This window comes from Actinoalloteichus spitiensis RMV-1378 (assembly GCF_000239155.1).
Lineage (GTDB): Bacteria > Actinomycetota > Actinomycetes > Mycobacteriales > Pseudonocardiaceae > Actinoalloteichus_B > Actinoalloteichus_B spitiensis.
The window spans coordinates 1-846 of record NZ_AGVX02000780.1; the positions used below are offsets into that span (position 1 = coordinate 1).

At 73.6% G+C, this 846-nt stretch carries 1 protein-coding gene; it reads left to right on the plus strand.

Features of this window, described 5'->3' with window-relative positions:
- Positions 1-162: 162 nt before the first annotated feature.
- The gene (locus tag ACTIDRAF_RS0225215) at positions 163-810 is read left to right on the plus strand and encodes a diguanylate cyclase/phosphodiesterase (protein WP_211215430.1); all 648 of its coding nucleotides are present in this window, start codon (positions 163-165) and stop codon (positions 808-810) included.
- Positions 811-846: the final 36 nt, after the last annotated feature.

Genomic DNA, 846 nt, shown 5'->3' on the forward strand with positions numbered 1-846 from the left:
GGTCGCCTCACTGGCGCGGGCCACCGCCGTGCCGCCTCGGCGGCGGGGCGGTGGTGGCTCGTTTGCTCCGGGAGCGGTCGGGTACCCGGGGCGCAGCCCGGGCGGACGTCCTCCTCGGGAACGTCCCGGGCCGGTCCGTCGCCGCGAATGGAGGAGGAGCGCATGCGCGCACCGCTGTCCCGTCTCCGGTCAGCAGTACTGGGCCGACCGCGCCGGCGGGTACCCGCCCGGGTGCACGACGTCCAGAGCGCCACGCTGCGCTACCTCGTGTACGGCCTGCTTCCCGCCTGGTTCATCCCCGGCCTGCTCGACTGGGCGCAGCACCGGCGAACCGACATCGAGCACACCGCCGGCGTCCAGGAGTCGCTGATCCACGCCCTGATGATGACCGAGGTCGGCGTACCCATCGTCATCGCGCTGCTGTGCGAGATCAACCCCTTGGTTCTGGTGATCATCCTGGGCGCCATCCTGGCGCACGAGGCCACCGCGCTGTGGGACGTCACGACCGCCGAGGAGAGCGGTCGGGAGGTCCGGCCCGTCGAGCAGCACATCCACAGCTTCCTGGAGTCCATGCCGTTCATGGCGTGCGGTGCGCTGGCCTGCCTGCACTGGGAGCAGATCCAGGCGCTGGTGCGGGGCGCGCGGAACCGGGGGGCGTGGACCCTCCGGTTGAAGCGCCCGCCGCTGCCGACCGGCTACCTGGCCGGGGTCGGTGGGGCGATCCTCGGCCTGATCGCCCTGCCATACGGGGAGGAGCTGGTGAGGTGCCTGCGGGCACGTCGGCGCCGCTCCGCCACGGCGGCGGCCTGACCCGGCTTCCCCGTCGGGTCGGCCGGCGGCGACCCG